General features: G+C 27.7%; 13 protein-coding genes and 2 pseudogenes. 9 read left to right on the plus strand and 6 right to left on the minus strand.

From position 1 onward, the window contains the following. The 5 genes and pseudogenes from EJL03_RS00005 to EJL03_RS00025 all read left to right on the plus strand — a co-directional run. Positions 1–209: pseudogene (locus tag EJL03_RS00005) on the plus strand (exosporium protein CsxA); the annotation flags it as partial. 357 nt (positions 210–566) lie between these two features. Further along, the gene (locus EJL03_RS00010) at positions 567–1,883 is read left to right on the plus strand and encodes a nucleotide sugar dehydrogenase (RefSeq protein ID WP_125151922.1); all 1,317 of its coding nucleotides are present in this window, start codon (positions 567–569) and stop codon (positions 1,881–1,883) included. Between the two features lie 188 nt (positions 1,884–2,071). After that, complete coding sequence (locus EJL03_RS00015; protein ID WP_164508956.1) at positions 2,072–2,851, plus strand: ComEC/Rec2 family competence protein; 780 nt, start codon at positions 2,072–2,074, stop codon at positions 2,849–2,851. Positions 2,852–2,867: 16 nt separating this feature from the next. Beyond that, entirely contained in the window at positions 2,868–4,136 is a 1,269-nt protein-coding gene (locus EJL03_RS00020; RefSeq protein ID WP_125151924.1) for an FAD-dependent oxidoreductase, read from the plus strand. 442 nt (positions 4,137–4,578) lie between these two features. Further along, positions 4,579–5,376, plus strand: coding sequence for a TraX family protein (locus EJL03_RS00025; protein WP_125151925.1), 798 nt, complete (start codon positions 4,579–4,581; stop codon positions 5,374–5,376). A 54-nt stretch (positions 5,377–5,430) separates the two neighbouring features. Here EJL03_RS00025 and EJL03_RS00030 read toward each other — a convergent pair whose 3' ends face one another. Together EJL03_RS00030 and EJL03_RS00035 are read right to left on the minus strand one after the other, a co-directional pair. Beyond that, on the minus strand, positions 5,431–6,276 hold the full coding sequence (locus tag EJL03_RS00030) for a CAP domain-containing protein (RefSeq protein WP_125151926.1): 846 nt from the start codon (positions 6,274–6,276) through the stop codon (positions 5,431–5,433). A 94-nt stretch (positions 6,277–6,370) separates the two neighbouring features. Beyond that, on the minus strand, positions 6,371–7,234 hold the full coding sequence (locus EJL03_RS00035; protein ID WP_164508957.1) for a zinc dependent phospholipase C family protein: 864 nt from the start codon (positions 7,232–7,234) through the stop codon (positions 6,371–6,373). 162 nt (positions 7,235–7,396) lie between these two features. Between EJL03_RS00035 and EJL03_RS00040 the strand changes: the two genes are divergently transcribed. From EJL03_RS00040 to EJL03_RS00055, 4 genes are all read left to right on the plus strand, one after another. Continuing rightward, positions 7,397–7,930, plus strand: a complete 534-nt coding sequence (locus tag EJL03_RS00040) for a chromate transporter (protein ID WP_125151928.1) — start codon at positions 7,397–7,399, stop codon at positions 7,928–7,930. A 2-nt stretch (positions 7,931–7,932) separates the two neighbouring features. Next, complete coding sequence (locus EJL03_RS00045) at positions 7,933–8,454, plus strand: chromate transporter (RefSeq protein WP_125151929.1); 522 nt, start codon at positions 7,933–7,935, stop codon at positions 8,452–8,454. 286 nt (positions 8,455–8,740) lie between these two features. Continuing rightward, positions 8,741–11,422 (plus strand): cation-translocating P-type ATPase, encoded by a 2,682-nt coding sequence (locus EJL03_RS00050; RefSeq protein ID WP_125151930.1) that lies wholly within the window; start codon positions 8,741–8,743, stop codon positions 11,420–11,422. Between the two features lie 209 nt (positions 11,423–11,631). Further along, positions 11,632–12,990 (plus strand): MATE family efflux transporter, encoded by a 1,359-nt coding sequence (locus EJL03_RS00055; RefSeq protein ID WP_125151931.1) that lies wholly within the window; start codon positions 11,632–11,634, stop codon positions 12,988–12,990. A gap of 46 nt (positions 12,991–13,036) precedes the next feature. On the opposite strand, the gene EJL03_RS00060 is transcribed toward EJL03_RS00055, so the two are convergent. The 4 genes and pseudogenes from EJL03_RS00060 to EJL03_RS00070 all read right to left on the minus strand — a co-directional run bounded on the left by EJL03_RS00060 (position 13,037) and on the right by EJL03_RS00070 (position 16,669). Further along, a complete protein-coding gene (locus EJL03_RS00060) occupies positions 13,037–13,765 on the minus strand; it encodes a TraX family protein (protein ID WP_125151932.1) in 729 nt (242 codons plus the stop codon). 245 nt (positions 13,766–14,010) lie between these two features. After that, on the minus strand, positions 14,011–15,135 hold the full coding sequence (locus tag EJL03_RS16280; protein ID WP_243108561.1) for an FtsX-like permease family protein: 1,125 nt from the start codon (positions 15,133–15,135) through the stop codon (positions 14,011–14,013). A gap of 249 nt (positions 15,136–15,384) precedes the next feature. Continuing rightward, positions 15,385–15,918: pseudogene (locus tag EJL03_RS16740) on the minus strand (FtsX-like permease family protein); the annotation flags it as partial. Further along, entirely contained in the window at positions 15,890–16,669 is a 780-nt protein-coding gene (locus EJL03_RS00070) for an ABC transporter ATP-binding protein (RefSeq protein ID WP_125151934.1), read from the minus strand. The gene EJL03_RS00070 and the pseudogene EJL03_RS16740, both read right to left, overlap by 29 nt. Positions 16,670–16,698: the final 29 nt, after the last annotated feature.

Below are 16,698 nucleotides of genomic sequence, written 5' to 3' on the forward strand. Positions count from 1 at the left end.
CTTATGGATATTGCCCAGTACCAGAAGAATGTGATTGTTCACATGATCCATGTAAAGAATTTATGGAAAGAGAAATACCAACACTTTATCCACCACAACAAATGGAGAATTTATTTGATGATTGTGAAGAAAATCATTATGAAAGGGACGATGAGAATAATATAATGTACAAAAATATGGCACCAAATAATACTATACCCAGTAATTAATATATAAATAAATATTGAAATACCCAATGACCATATATTATATATTTAGTATAGTATTATTAAAATGGTAGCATGTACAGGATAGATATACATGTTAATAATAAGACTATTTGTATATTAGGACTTCAGTCTTTATATAGGGACTTGGAGTCTTAATATATTTTTATTTACATTTATACAATTTGTTAATTAATAAATGAAAGCTATTGGAACCACTAAAAGTAAAGAGAAAAATAATATGTGGAAAAAATAGGTAGTATTTATTGTATTTAAACATAAAATAATAAAGTATAAAAAAGTAACACAAAATTTTTAGTTTATAAATTAAGTGTTAGGTATAGAACTAGGAGGTATAAAATGTCTCAATTAAAAAGAAATTTAATATCTAAATTAAAAAATAGAACAGCTAAATTAGGTGTAGTAGGATTAGGTTATGTGGGGCTTCCATTAGCTGTAGAAAAAGCTAAGGCAGGATTTCAAGTTATAGGTTTTGATGTCCAGGATAAAAAAGTACAACTTGTCAATGAGGGGAAAAATTATATAGGAGATATAATTGATAATGAATTAGAAGATTTAGTTAGGAAAGGCCAATTAAAAGCTACTACAGATTTTTCGTTTGTAAGTCAGGTGGATGCAGTAGCCATATGTGTACCAACACCTTTAGATTTATATAAACAGCCAGATATATCATATGTTGTTAATTCTGCTAGGAGTATTGAAAAATACATTCATAGGGGTATGCTTATAGTCTTGGAGAGCACAACTTATCCTGGAACAACAGAAGAAGTTTTAAAACCGATTTTTGAAGAGACAGGTTTAAAGTGTGGAAAAGATTTCTTTTTAGCATTTTCACCAGAAAGGGTAGATCCAGGAAACAAACAATTTAAGACTAAAAATACACCTAAAGTTGTAGGTGGTTGTACAGAAGAATGTACAGAAGTTGCGGCCATGCTTTATAGAAGTGTTTTAGAGGGGGAAGTATATGTAGTATCATCTCCAGCAGTAGCTGAAATGGAAAAAATATTAGAAAATGCCTTTAGAAATATAAATATAGCATTGGCTAATGAAATGGCTATACTATGTAAAAAAATGAATATAGATGTATTTGAAGTTATAGATGCAGCGAAAACAAAGCCTTACGGATTTATGGCATTTTATCCAGGGCCAGGACTTGGTGGGCATTGTATACCTCTAGATCCCTATTATTTAGAATGGAAGGCAAAAGAATATGATTTTCATACAAGATTAATTGAAGTATCGGGTGAAATAAATGATCGTATGCCTGAATTTGTGGTAGAAAACGCTATGAAATTACTAAATAAACACAAAAAGGCTATGAATGGATCAATAGTTTTACTATTAGGTGCTGCTTATAAAAATGATATAGATGATATGAGAGAATCTCCCATATTGAAAGTAATAGAACATTTAGAGGAAAATGGAGCAAATATACAATTTAATGATCCATATATACCACAGTTTAGTCATAAAGGTAAATCATATAAATCTGTAGATTTAGATGTAGGATTGGATAAGGCTGATATTGTAATTATAATTACAAATCATAGTTGTTATGATTATGAGAATATAGTGAAAAAATCTAAAATATTATATGATACAAGAAATGCTACAAAGGAAGTAAAGGAGAATAGAGAAAAAATATATAAACTATAATATAGAAAGTAGGATAAGTTCTTTTCGAACTTATCCTACTTTAATATTTTTTAATTTATATACTAAATGGTATTGTTAACAATTGTGAATTATCTTTTTTGTGTTAATTTAGGATCATTCTATACATTAAATTTACTATGAATACAAATACTAAACTTAAAGTTATAGGAATAAAGGAGGTGCAATGTTTGAAAGTATTTAAAAAAGTTATTTGTTGTATAGTTATTATTTTACTTATGTGTACTTCAAAGGTATACGCTAAGGAAAGTAGTGAGGTGCATTTTATAAATACACGTCAAAGTGACTGTATTTTAATAAAGTCTAAAGATTTTAATATATTAATTGATACAGGAGCAGAGGAATCTGCAGATAAAGTTTTAGACTATTTAAGTAGTAATGATGTAGACAGAATAAATTATATTTTTATAACCCATTATCATAATGATCATTATGGGGGACTTGAAAAAATTTTAAAATATAAAAAGGTAGATAAAGTATTTATTCCATCTCATCCTGATGTAATGAGAGATATTATATATAGATATTTATATGTTAGTGGAGTAGATGTGTCTTTTATAAAAGATGAATTTAAAATAAAGAAAAATGATATAAAACTTATAACTATAAAAGCTAAGGATTATGATCAGGAGATTGAAAATAACAATGCTATAGTTATAGCAGGAAAAATAAATGGTAGAAGATATATATTTGCATCTGATATAGAAAAAGAAAGAGAGAAGGAAATTGTAAAGGAAGGCATTATAGGAAAATGTGACATATTAAAACTTCCTCATCATGGACTTAATACTAGTAGTAGCAATTTATTTTTAAGAAGAGTACGCCCTTTAACGGTAATTATAACTTGCAATGGAGAAGAGAGCCCGGATGAAGAAATAATTGAAAAATTAAAGAAAATGAGAATTAACATAATTAGAACTGATGTGGATGGTGACATAGTTATTAAATAAGTAGGTGGTTGATAATATGAAGGTCATAGTAGTAGGTGGTGGTTGGGCAGGATGTGCATCAGCGGTAAGTGCAAGAAAATTAGGGGCTCAGGTTACTATATTGGAAAGAACTGACATGATATTAGGAACAGGACTTGTAGGTGGGATAATGAGAAATAATGGTAGATATACAGCAGAACTTGAACTTAGTTACCTTGGAGGAGGAGAATTATTTAATATATGTAAGCAGTGTTGTAAACACGATAATATAAATTTCCCAGGACATGCTCATGCAAGGTTATATAATGTAGGGAAAATACATGGAGCTGTTAAAAATTTTTTAGAAAATATGGGTATTAAAATAGAATTTATGAGTAGAGCAGTGAAAGTGCATATGGAAAATAACAGGATAATCGGTGTTGAGGATGATAAAAAATTTATATATGAAGGGGATGTTTTTATAGATTGTACTGGTACAGCAGGTCCTATGGAAAATTGTAGTAAATACGGCAATGGATGTGCTATGTGTATAATTAGATGTCCTAGTTTTGGAGGAAGGAAAAGTATAGCATCTTTAGCAGGGGTAAAGGAATATATAGCTAAGAGAAAAAACGGGCAAGTAGGAGCAATGAGTGGATCTTGTAAGTTGCTTAAAGAATCATTAAGTACAGAAATACAGGAGAAATTAAATAAAGATGGGGTATGTATAGTACCAATTCCACAGGAGCTTGTGGATGATCATTTAGGAGTAAAAGCATGTCAACAATATGCATTAAAAGAATTTAAAAATAATTTAATAATTTTAGATACTGGTCATGCAAAACTTATGGCACCTTATTATAATATAGAAAAATTAAGAAAAATACCTGGTTTTAAAAATGTAAAGTATGAGGATCCTTATGCGGGTAGTAAGGGGAATTCCATAAGATTTATTGGCATGTGTCCAAGAGACAATTATTTAAAAGTATTAGATGTAGAAAATCTATTTTGTGCAGGTGAAAAAGCTGGCCCACTAGTTGGGCATACTGAGGCTATAGTAACGGGTACTTTAGCTGGATATAATAGTGTAAAATATATTTGTGGATGCAGTATGCTCTCATTTCCAAGAAAACTTTCCATAGGAGATGGAATTGCATTCGTAAATGAAGAGGTTAAAAGTGAAGAAGGACTAAGTAAAAAATTTACTTTTTCTGGTTCAGTTTATTTTGAAAGAATGAAAAAATTAGGACTATATTCTGTAGACAAGAATGAGATAAAAGATAGGGTAGAAGGGTTATCACTTTTAAATATTTTAAATTCAAAATAATGTTTAGAATAATAAGAACTGTATTATGCAGTTCTTATTATTTATTAAAGTTGACTATTAGATTAGCAACTTATAAAAAGACATTATATATATATTATAAAAAATTTTATAAATATATGAATTTAAATTTTTATACAAAAATTTGACAAAATTTTAAAAAGAAGTTAAAATTTAAAATGAGAGTGTCTACGTATTACTTAAATATGGACAAGTGTTTATTTTATGTAAAGGTTTATATTAAAAATCCATTTAAGGAGAACAAAATTTTTATATTAATAATATAACTTGTTATTCAGATTAGTATTTTTTTAGGCCTAATTTATGTTTTGAAAATAATATATGAAGGGAGAAGATAAAAAGAATATAGTATTAGTTATATGAAAATTTTATCGAAGAGTTAGCAGGTTAGAGAAATTGCAAAATTATTTTGGGAGTGATATTATTGAACGCATCTATATCTGAAAATAAAGAATTATCAACAAAAAGAGGATTTACAGGAAGCACATTAAAAATTACTGCGCTTATTTCTATGTTAATTGATCATATTGCTGCAACGTTAATTTTAATGGGAGTATATTATAAGTTTATACCTGTAGCTGCAAATTCAGCAATGGCTAATAATGCAAATTTAAATATGATATATATGTTAATGAGAGCAATAGGACGTATATCTTTTCCAATATTTTGTTTTTTACTTGTTCAGGGATATATACATACAAGTAACAAAAAAAAATATGCATTAAGGCTTTTTATTTTTGCGTTAATTTCGGAAGTACCTTTTAATTTGGCTTATGGTAATAAGGCATTTTTGCCGGCTTCTCGATTAAATAATGTATTCTTTACATTATTTTTAGGAATATGCGTAATGTATTTAATTGAACTTATTAATAGTAGGAAATTGAACAAAGCCATTAGTATTTTTTCTATTATAGTAGTTATAGTTGCATTTGGTGCTATAGCTAAGTTTATAAAATGTGATTTTACTTATTATGGTATATTGTGTATATCTCTTTTTTATATATTTAGAGAAAATAGAAAATTACAGATTTTATCAGGAATTATTGTATTTTTATATGAGGTGCCAGCAAGTTTGGGTATTGTATATATTTCATTTATTCTAATTTATTTTTACAACGGTGAGAGGGGATTAAAAATAAAATACTTTTTTTATATATTCTACCCAGCACATTTACTTATTTTGTATTTCATAAGAACATATTTGGCCACAATAGGTGTTTAATTAGAATACTTTAGTAAAAGAAAGATAGGAACTGCAGTATGCAGTTCCTATTTATTATTTAGCTTGATTTATAAACATTTGAGTCCAGTAACATGTTCCATTAGAGTTTTTACCTAATCCAACTCCTATTTCCGTAAAGGATTTATTTAAAATATTGGCCCTATGCCCTGGTGAGTTCATCCAACCATCTACAACTTCTTTAGCTGTAGAATATCCTGAAGCTATGTTTTCACCAGCAGTAGTATATTTTATTCCAAATTTTTTCATCATATCAAAGGGTGAACCATAAGTTGGGGATGTATGTGAAAAATAATTTTTATCAATCATATCTTGAGATTTAATCCTTGCTACCTTTGAAAGCTCTACATTAGCTTTAAGGGCAGGTAAGGAAATCTTTGCTCTTTCTTCATTAACAAGTTTAATAACTTCTTGTTCTAATGCATTTATACTTGAATCATTGTTTGTTCCTGTTTGGGAATTTGAACTCTCATTATTGTTATTATTGTTCATTTCATTGTTATTTGAAGTATTGTTGTTATTATTTGAAGTATTGTTGTTATTATTTGAAGTATTGTTGTTTGTAGTTGAACCATTGCTACAACTAGTATTTTTATCTTTAGTTGAATTGTTGCTACAACTAGTATTCTGGTTCTTGAAGTCAGTATTACCATTAGAAGTCTTTTTTACTTCTGTGTTACGGGTAGATTGTTTTTTTGTACAATCCTGATTTGCAGTATTTAAGTTTATATTACATTTAGATGCAATTGAGGATCCAGTTTTTATTGGAGAATCAGATAAGTTTAAAGAGCCTCTTGCAGATACTAATTGTATACTAGATACTGCTAAAACTGTAGTAAGCACTGAAGCAGCCATAAGTTTTCTTATGGAAGATTTATTCATTGTAACACCTACCTTAAATATTTATTTGAAAATTTATAATTTCTATTATACTTTAGGTAGGGGTACATGTCTAAGGTAATGTAGTGGGAAAATGTTAAAATTCTTCCACCTCTTTTAAAAATCTGTAAAAGAAAGCTGATAAGTGTTCTTGTAAATACTTTGTAGTTTCTTTGGCTGCAATATTCCATTTTTCAGTATCCCCTTTTAAACCTTTTTTTGCATTAGCTAAATCTTTATATTTATAGGAATGTTTAGCGCAATCTTGAAAGAGTTGGGTGCAATAATTTTCAAATGAAAGAGAGGAAAATTCGTTGTATTTATCACTAGTTGATACTACGTAGTCCTGATTTCTTTCATTTATGAAATCTTCATATTGTGAATGAGTGCTAAGTACAGCTACTAAATTTGCCGAATGATGTGGAACATTTATGTCTTCCAGGAAATGACAAGCACGACCTAACTCTTCCATAGAATAGGATCTGTTATTTTTATAATTCTGTAATGCATTTTTGGTATGGTTTTCAAAACGCACTAGCCCTGTTTCATAAGAAGCATTTATATATTTAGGTAAATAATTTCTACCAGTATAAGGATTATAAAAATGGTAAGCAAAGCCATAGTCTTTCTCATCTTTATCTGGTTTGTCTGAGAAACTCATTATAGTTTTTTTATAGGGCTCAAGAAGATTAAAAACCTTATCTCCTTTATCATTTTTTAATATATTAAGTGACTGGTTAAGAAAAAATTGATGAGAATAGCCTTCATTTCCACTTGCGAAAAATTTATCTGAAGGTATATAAATGATACTTCCATCATCCTTTTCTAAAGGAATTCTTATTAATGTGCAATCTTTTATATTTTCTTTAGTAGTATATGGAGTGACTTTAGCATAACAAGTATTATTGAAAGTAAATATTGAGCATAAAGTTATTAAGAAGATATTAATTTTTTTAAACAATTTTATATGCATCCTCCTTAAATTAAATAATGATTATAGTAAATAATATGAATATATAAAGATGGGTATGTTAATATGTAAAAATAAAACTATTATAGATTATTTTTTAGTTGATTTCATTAGGGTATAATAGGAATATGAAAGTAATTTGGAGGCGGTATAGTGAAAAAGCTAATGAATATGTTTTGGAGTTTCTTTAAAATAGGAGCATTTACTTTTGGAGGAGGATATGCAATGATTCCTCTAATTGAAGTAGAGGTAGTAGATAAAAAGAAATGGATAAGTAAAGAAGAATTTTTAGATATAGTTGTTATATCTCAGTCTTTTCCAGGTGCATTAGCAGTAAATGCGTCTACTTTTGTAGGATATAAAGTAGAAGGTGTTAAAGGTGCTATAATGGCTTTACTTGGAACTATTTTACCTTCTTTCTCCATAATATTAATAATTGCATCTTTTTTTATGCAATTTAGAAATAATTATTATGTAGATTTGGTATTTAAAGGGATATCCGCAGCAGTACCAGTACTTGTTTTAATTGCAGTAATAAGTTTATCTAAATCAGTTAAAAAAAATTATATGAATCTAATATTAGTTTTAGTAACTGTTTTGCTTGTTTCTATAATAAAGATTCACCCTGTAGTAGTAATTATACTTTCAGGAATTTATGGTTACTTTTATTATAGAGAGAAGGTGTAATTATGGGAAATGTAATAAGTTTATTTTTAGTTTTTTTAAAAATAGGAGCCTTTAGTTTCGGAGGGGGATACGCAATGCTTCCTTTTATCGAAAGGGAGATTGTAAATAATAAGGGATGGATTAATTTTCAGGAATTTAGTGATATAATAGGTATTTCTCAAATGACTCCAGGACCTGTGGCTATTAATTCAGCAACTTTTGTAGGATATAAGGTTTCTAAAGTTTGGGGAAGTATAGCAGCTACATTAGGAGTGGTAGCTATATCATTTTTTCTTGTATCAATAGCTACTCATTATATATTAAAGTTTAAAGAATCAAAAATTATTAAATCTTCTCTTATGGGAATGAGACCAGCACTTATAGGACTTATAATATCGGCTTTTTTATCTTTAGCTATAGAATCTTATAAGGATTTCAAAAGTATAATTATTGGAATTATAATTATGGTACTTTTATTATCTAAAAAAATACATCCTATATTGGTAATTGTGGTAGCGGGAGTTTTAGGTATTATTATGTATTAGCTTGTTCAATATATTTTAAAAATATATTGAACATAATCACCTTATATGCTATAATCTACCTTACAAAGGGGAGTAGCGAATTTATAACTATTCGTCATGACGGCATTTAGCCCGGATAGTTACTCTTAGGTGAGATTGCAAGACCTTTGTCCTATTTGTTATACAAATAGGACAAAGGTCTTTTTTTATTAATTTTAAGAGGGGGAATGAAAAAGAAACCATAAAAACTTAAACAGTTAAATAATTTATTCTTTATATACAAATAATATATATGAGGTGAAGTTGAATGTGGTTTGACAAAGGCACGGATGAAGTGATAAAAGAATTAAATACTGATACTGTAAATGGACTTACATCCAAAGAAGTGGAAGAAAGAAAAGTAAAATATGGACTTAATAAATTAGTAACTAAGAAACCTAAGTCAATTGTTCAAATGTTTTTTGAACAATTAAATGATGTACTTATTTATATTTTACTAGCTGCAGCTATAATATCAGGACTTCTTGGAGAGGTAAGTGATGCTATAATAATAGGATTTGTTATTCTCTTAAATGCTGTAATTGGTGTAGTACAGGAATCAAAAGCAGAAAAAGCTTTAGAGGCACTAAAAGAAATGTCTACTCCTAAGGCAATAGTTAAAAGAGATGGTGAACTTAAAGAAATACCATCTGAGGAAGTTGTTCCAGGAGATATAATAATATTGGATGCAGGAAGGTATATACCATGTGATTTAAGACTTGTAGAAACTGCAAATTTAAAGGTTGAAGAATCTGCATTAACTGGTGAATCTGTACCAGTGGAAAAGGATTCAAAACTTTTTCTAGACAGTAAAGATACTGCATTAGGTGATCAAAGAAATATGGCATTTATGTCTACACTGGCTACATATGGAAGAGGTGTAGGTGTTGCAGTAGGCACAGGAATGAATACAGAAATAGGTAAAATTGCTAAAATGCTTGATAATAGTGAAAATGAATTAACACCTTTACAGAAAAAATTAGCAGAACTTGGTAAGTTGTTAGGCTTTGGGGCACTGGGAATATGCGGAGTAATGTTTTTAGTTGCTTTAGTTCAAAAAAGAGACTTATTTGAAATGTTTCTAACCGCTATAAGTTTAGCTGTAGCAGCAATACCTGAAGGACTACCTGCTATAGTTACAATAGTTCTTGCTATGGGCGTTCAGAAGATGATTAAAGAAAATGCTATAGTAAGAAAACTTCCAGCAGTAGAGACATTAGGGGCAGTAAATGTAATCTGTTCTGATAAAACAGGAACTTTAACTCAAAATAAGATGACTGTAACTAAGTTTTATGCAGATAATAATTTGGGTGATATTTCTACAATAGATTTAAATAATAGTGTTCATAAATTGTTAGTGGAAAACTTAGTATTATGTAATGACGCTACTTATTCCGAGGAATCAAAGACTGGAGATCCAACAGAAATAGCTTTACTTGAGGTTGGATTTAAATATGATATGGCAAAGATTGAATTGGATAAAAAATACGAAAGAGTTAATGAAATTCCTTTTGAATCAGATAGAAAACTTATGACTACAGTAAATAAATATGATTCTGAGTATTATGTAATGACTAAAGGAGCTACAGACAATTTAATAAACCTATGTAAAGAAATTTATATTAATGGTGAGATAGTTCCATTGACAGAGGAAATAAAAAATCTTATAGCAAAGGCTTCTAACTCTATGTCAGATGATGCCTTAAGAGTTTTAGGAGCAGCTTTTAAAAAAATAGAATCTAAGCATATAGAAATTGATAAATTAGAAAATGATTTAATATTTATAGGCTTAGTTGGAATGATAGATCCACCAAGAGAAGAAGTAAAAGATTCTATTTTTGAATGTAAAAAATCCGGAATAAAAACTATAATGATAACAGGAGATCATAAAAATACTGCATTAGCTATAGCCAAGGAACTTGGAATTGCAGAAAATGAAAATCAGGCTATTTTTGGAGCGGAACTTGATAAACTTACAGAGGAGGAGTTAGCTTCAAAAGTTGATAATTTAAGAGTATTTGCAAGGGTTTCACCTGAACATAAAGTTAGAATAGTTAAGGCATTTAAATCTAAGGGCAATATAGTTTCTATGACTGGAGACGGAGTTAATGATGCTCCTTCACTTAAGATGGCAGATATAGGTGTAGCTATGGGAATCACAGGTACAGATGTGGCGAAGGGCGCTTCTGATATGATACTTACAGATGATAATTTTTCAACTATTGTATCTGCTATAAAAGAAGGGAGAAACATATTTAACAATATAAAAAAATCTATAGTATTTTTGCTTTCCTGTAATATAGGTGAGATAATTTCATTATTCTTTGCTATATTATTTGGTTGGCCAGCACCACTTAGACCAATACATCTATTATGGGTTAACCTTATAACTGATAGTTTACCAGCACTATCATTGGGTGCAGACCCAGGTGATCCAGAAGTAATGAAGGAAAAACCAAGGGATCCTAAAGCTAGTTTGTTTTCTGGTGGTACAGGAGTGTTTTTAATATTAAATGGTATTTTAATAGGAGTTTTAACATTAGTAGCTTTTGTAGTTGGAGTGAAAGTTTATACTAGGGATCCTAATTTATTCCCATTGTTTCCAAAGGATATACCGGAGGATGCTTTAACTCATGCTCAAACTATGGCATTTGTAGTTTTAAGCGTATCACAATTGTTTCATTCCCTAAATTTAAGACATCCAAGTAAATCTATATTCCAAGTAGGATTATTTACAAATAAGTTTTTAATTGCTTCAGTATTATTTGGAATATTTTTGCAAGATGTAGTAATAACTGTACCTTTCTTTGCTAAAGTGTTTAAAGTATTCGATTTACTTCCAAGAGATTGGTTGTTTGTAGGTATATTGTCGGTAATACCACTTGTAGTTAATGAAATAGTGAAAGTATTTATAAGAGCTAAAGAAAAAAGTGTTAGTGCTGATGTATAAAATTTAATTATAAAAAAGTGTAGGATTATTTATTAATCTTACACTTTTTTATTTTTGGATCATTTTTGTTTTTGGAGTAGATAATGAAAATGATTATCGTTTATAATTGATTTAACTTAATGGGAAACTATATAAATTAATGTAAAAGCTTAAATGAAGTTTAAAAGTAAAAATAATATAAAAAATTTCAATAAATTGGAGGTATAGCTATGAATAAGAATAGAGAAGAATTACTAAAAAAAGAACCTAAAGAGTTAATGTTTAAATTATGTATTCCAGCAATTATTGGGATGCTTGTAATAGGATTATATTCTTTTATGGATGGAGTTTTTGCTGGACAATTAATAGGGAAAAATGCTATGGGAGCAGTAGGGGTTGCATATCCTATAACACTTATTAATAATTCTGTGGCTACTTTAATAGGAATTGGTTCTTCTTCCATTTTATCTAGAGCTATTGGGAAAAATGATAAAAAAACAATAGATAAAATTATGGGGAATTTGCTAGCATTAGTATTGATATTTTCTATTATTATAATGACAATTGGGATAATATTTACAAAAGAGCTTTTATTTTTAACTGGGGCCAAGGGAGAGATTCTAGATTTAGGTGTAAGATATCTTCGTATTATTTTTATAGGATCAATTTTTGTAAATTTTGCTCAAAGTGCAAATATGGTAATGCGTGGGGAAGGACTTATGAAAGAAGCAATGCTTTTTATGGGTATAGGAGCTGTTTTAAATATAGTCTTAGATCCTATATTAATAATAGTATTTGGTGAATATGCTATAGAAGGGGCGGCTGTTGCTACTGTAATATCCCAAGTTATACAAGCAATTATTATAATGTATCATTTTATAAAAAAGAGTAAAAATATTAGATTTCATGAAATAAAGGTTGAAAGAAGCTTACTTCCACAGATATTTTCCGTTGGAATATCAGCTATGATGATGCAATTTATGACCATTATACAGCAGACATTACTTTACAGAATGGCTACAAAGTATGGAGGAAGTAATCAATTAATATTAATGGGTGCAGCTCTAAGAATACAGGCTTTTTCTTTTATACCTCTTTGGGGTATGAGTCAAGGATTACAGCCAGTAGTCGGAACAAATTATGGGGCAAATTTATTTTCAAGAGTAAGAAAAAGTACAAACATATTTATAATAGCATCTATTATTTTGGCCTGTATATTTTGGATACCTATTGAATTGTTTCCTAAAAAAGTATTAGGATTATTTATAACGGATACTGTTATAGTTAGTGAGGGTATTAATAACTTTAGAATAATGTATAGTATATTCCCAGTTTTAGCAGTCTGGATTATGACTATAACATTTTTTCAATCAATAGGTAATGGTAAAAATGCTGGTATAATGGTCTTGTTAAGACAAATAATACTATTTGTGCCTTCAATTTTAATACTTCCATCTATATTAGGAATTGATGCGGTATGGTTTGTAACTCCATTAATTGATGGTATAGTATTTTTAATATCACTATATTTAATTTTTAAAGAGTATAAGAATATAAATGATGTAAAAAATTTAAAAATTAATCCGTAAAAATAGTTTAGGCTGTTGATAATTATAATTTATCAACAGCTCTTTATTAGATATAGCAACTTATTATATATATAATCCATAAATGTAATGGATAAAATGCATAAAACATATATTTTGTAAGTTTAGTATTAATACCCCTTTTCCCATTATATAAAAGTATTAATATTATAGCAAAAATCATCATCCACTGGGTGTTAAGTAAGAATAAATTATCATATATAAAGGATGGAGAAGAATTAATAAATTGCGGAATTAAAGGACCAAGGTTAAGTACTAGGAAAACTAAAACATATACTAAAGGCATGGATTTTTTCCCTCTATAATAATAAAAAATATAGGTCATTACTACTCCAAATATAGAGGATTCTGTATATAACATTAAATATGAAATAAACGTGGCTAATAGTACACCTAATACCATGAGTTTTTTGTTTTCTTTTGTGCATTTAATAAATGTAAATATACTCATTAGAACTACAGATAAACCTAAAGATAAAAATATATTATTATGTATTACTCTATTGCTAGGTAAAATAAAACATAATGTTTTAGATCCAACAAACATTATTAATGCCCAGAAAAATAATCTAGTAATATATTTAAGTTTACTGCTTGTATAAAAAAAACCTTCTACTACTAAGAAAGCGAAAACAGGAGAGACTAATCTTCCTAAATAATTAAACCATATAGGCATGTTGGGCAAGTAAGCATTTACATGGTCTAAAATCATAAGTAGCATTACTAATATTTTTAATTTAAAGCTATCTAACTTCATATTGTGACCTCCCTAAATTTAAATTGCAATTCATATTATATATTGAAGCTAGAAAACATACTATTTATTTGCATTACAGCTACCTTTCAGTTTTGCAATATTAACTTTTCATGAATATTATATTAGATTTATCATATTTTTTATAAGGTCATATAATACCTAAAAGTTTAATTCATAATAAAAACTAAAGCCTTTATAAATAATTTAGACTTTAGTTTGGTATTTAAATAAATTATATAGAAATTTTATATAGTATATTTTAGTAATTTTTTTATATATTTTGAGCGTATTTTTAGAAAATATATAAAATGGATTATAAAAAAGCTAATCCATATAAAGAAAAATCTTATTTTAATAGGATAACTCAGTACCCCTTGTAAACACTTAAGAGCAAAAAAAGTATGGAATATAGAAATAAAATATGGGACAAAAAATAATATAAATGTTTGAATGGTAATTGAAGTTTTTATTTCATTATTAGTTAATCCTAGTTTACTTATATTTTTATATTTGTTTTTGTCTTCATTTATATCTACATAGAATTTAAAGTATAGGAAACTACCTGCCCCTATAAGGAATATGGCACCTATAAAAAATCCTATAAATAATTGTAAACTAGATTGAAATTTGTCATATTCATAAACATCAGAGCTAGTTAAAAATATAAATGAATCCTTATATTTTCTATGTATTTTATTGTTTAATGATGAAATGGAAGATAGGTTGTTTTTCCATTCAGGAACCACATAACCATAGAAAGTAATATTAGAATAATTATTTTTTATACTATCGTATAGAGAATCTTCTACTACTATAGAATTTGAAAGTATTCCTAATGGGAATATATTTCTATTACTTACACCTTTAACTTTTAAAGTAATATTATCTTTTAGCCAAATGCTTTTTTTATCAAGTAATGTTTTTATGTAATGCTTCTTATTATAATTTGATATTAAATAGGTTTCATTTTTATTTAATTTTATAGGAGTTAAAAAAATTTTATTGCTTTTTAAAGTATTTAATATTTTGTTAAAATCAGCTAATTTTATTATATAATAGTCTTCATCCATAACCTCTTCTTTTATAATAGATAGTTTACATTTATTATATTTTTCATTGCTATTGTTTAATGTATTTTCTATAATAGAAACATGATTTTTCTCTTCAATATTTTTATCAAGGGATAAATAAGAAATTGTAAAGGGGAAATATGTTATTATTCTAGAATCTTGATTATAATTTAATATATACAATGATGATATTGTGGTAAATGCAGCTGAAAAAATAATGGTTATTAAGAATAACATATGTGCATTTTTTTTTATTCTATAGGATAAATCTGATATCCAAAGAATATTTGTTTTTTTCATATAAAATTTTTTATTTAATTTTAATTTGTTGATTACAAGAATACTGAATTGAGAATAAAGCAAATAGGTTCCTATTGTAATTAGCATAAGAATTAATGGTATATAATTATTGAAATTTTTAAAGTACTCACTAAAATATGAAATAAAATATCCTAATAAAATTAGAAAAATTGATAAAATGGATAGTAAAGAAGAATAATTGATATATTTATTGCTTTCCTCTTTTATTTTTAGTAGTTTTGTTACTTTTTTAGAGGGAATAATAAAAGAACAAAATAATGATACTACAAAAAATAAGAATGAGAATAAAACTATAGTTATTATTATTGCTTTTCGAGGAAAATAAAAATACATATTTATTCCTATTATATTTGAGCTTAATAATAAAAAGAATTTACAAAAAGCTAATCCAAATATTATACCTATGATAATAGAGAAAAAACCTACCAGTAAATTTTCAATGAGGATTAAGCTTTTAAGTTGAAATTGTGATGCTCCTAAAATAGTTAATATGCCAAAATCCTGCATACGTAATTTCAAAAATGTACTTAAAGAATATAGTATAAATAAAAATGAAAATAAGGATATTATAATTTCAGAAAATAGTAGCATAATAAAAGTAACGTTTCCTATTTTTTCATAGGAATTAATTAAAGTAGGATGAAACATACATATGGCAAAAGAAAAAAATATAGTAACGGAGAAAATGCTACTTAAAAAATAGGCAATGTATGAATTGAAATTTCTGCGTATGTTAGTTAGGGCGAATTGATAAAAAGTCATTATTATAATCACCTCCTAGAAAAGAGAGTACATCAATAATTTGTTGGTAGAACTTATGTCTACTCTCCCCTCTATGAATTTCATTAAATAGTTCTCCGTCTTTAATAAATATTACTCTATTACAATAACTAGCGGTAATGGGATTATGGGTTACCATTAAAGTGGTTACATTATCTTTTTTATTCAAACTTTCAAATAGTTCCATAACATCTTTAGTAGATTTTGAATCTAAATTTCCAGTAGGCTCATCTGCAAGAAGGAGAGAAGGGGAATGTATTATGGCTCTGGCTATAGCTGCTCTTTGAATTTGCCCTCCAGAAACTTCAAAAGTTTTCTTATGTAAAATATCTTCTATATTTAATTTTTGAGAAATTTCTATAAGTTTTTTCTCCATTTCCTTAATAGAATAACCGTCTAAAATCAAAGGTAATAATATATTTTCCCCTAAAGTTAGAGTGCTGATTAAATTAAAATCTTGAAATACAAAGCCTAACTCTCTTCTACGAAATAAGGAAAGGTTTTTATAAGAAAGTTTATAGGGATTTTTATTGTTTACAAAGATTTCACCAGAGGACGGATAATCAATGGTGGAGATTATATTAAGTAAAGTAGTTTTTCCACTACCTGATGGACCCATTATTCCAACAAATGATCCTTTTTCCATGAAGAAATTAATATTATTAAGTGCTATAGTTGGTACCTTACCTTCATATATTTTAGATACATTATTTAAATTTAATATTTCATTCATTAGATTACCTACTTTCTATAGAAATGAAT

Source organism: Clostridium rectalis (assembly GCF_900626095.1).
Classification (GTDB): domain Bacteria; phylum Bacillota; class Clostridia; order Clostridiales; family Clostridiaceae; genus Clostridium_AS; species Clostridium_AS rectalis.

What these genes read in the sequence shown, in the direction of transcription:
- EJL03_RS00010 (WP_125151922.1), top strand. Translation starts at nt 567, where the DNA reads ATGTCTCAATTAAAAAGAAATTTAATATCTAAATTAAAAAATAGAACA.
- EJL03_RS00020 (WP_125151924.1), top strand. Translation starts at nt 2,868, where the DNA reads ATGAAGGTCATAGTAGTAGGTGGTGGTTGGGCAGGATGTGCATCAGCG.
- EJL03_RS00030 (WP_125151926.1), bottom strand. Translation starts at nt 6,276, where the DNA reads ATGAATAAATCTTCCATAAGAAAACTTATGGCTGCTTCAGTGCTTACT.
- EJL03_RS00045 (WP_125151929.1), top strand. Translation starts at nt 7,933, where the DNA reads ATGGGAAATGTAATAAGTTTATTTTTAGTTTTTTTAAAAATAGGAGCC.
- EJL03_RS00050 (WP_125151930.1), top strand. Translation starts at nt 8,741, where the DNA reads ATGTGGTTTGACAAAGGCACGGATGAAGTGATAAAAGAATTAAATACT.
- EJL03_RS00055 (WP_125151931.1), top strand. Translation starts at nt 11,632, where the DNA reads ATGAATAAGAATAGAGAAGAATTACTAAAAAAAGAACCTAAAGAGTTA.
- EJL03_RS00060 (WP_125151932.1), bottom strand. Translation starts at nt 13,765, where the DNA reads ATGAAGTTAGATAGCTTTAAATTAAAAATATTAGTAATGCTACTTATG.
- EJL03_RS16280 (WP_243108561.1), bottom strand. Translation starts at nt 15,135, where the DNA reads ATGAAAAAAACAAATATTCTTTGGATATCAGATTTATCCTATAGAATA.
- EJL03_RS00070 (WP_125151934.1), bottom strand. Translation starts at nt 16,669, where the DNA reads ATGAATGAAATATTAAATTTAAATAATGTATCTAAAATATATGAAGGT.